Source organism: Streptomyces malaysiense (assembly GCF_000980885.2).
GTDB classification, from domain to species: domain Bacteria; phylum Actinomycetota; class Actinomycetes; order Streptomycetales; family Streptomycetaceae; genus Streptomyces; species Streptomyces malaysiense.
The window spans coordinates 1-353 of the sequence record NZ_LBDA02000043.1; the positions used below are offsets into that span (position 1 = coordinate 1).

Annotated in this window: 1 pseudogene; it reads right to left on the reverse strand. The window is 73.9% G+C overall.

What is annotated here, in order from left to right:
• Positions 1–353, reverse strand: a pseudogene (locus VT52_RS19035) (ribosome small subunit-dependent GTPase A); the annotation flags it as partial.

Genomic DNA, 353 nt, shown 5'->3' on the forward strand with positions numbered 1-353 from the left:
CTCCCACGCGAGGGCGAGGAAGCGTTCGACCCGGCCGAGGTCCAGGTCGACGGCGAGGGACACGGCGACGACGGCGTGGTCGACGTTGGCCGCGAGGACCTGCCCGTCGGACCGCTTGGAGGAGGTGGACCGCACGAAGGCGGTGCGGCGCGGCAGATACGCCCGGACGTACCGCGGATCGCCGCCCTCGGGGTCGACGGCGACCCAGTCCCCCGTGCACACGACCTTCATCGGGTCGCGGGGAACGACGAACTCGGTGTCGGCGCGGACGACACCGACCGGGGTGACGACGTCGCACAGGCCACGGTCGACCCGCACGACACGGCCGGGCAGGAGTCCCCGCCCGGCATGGG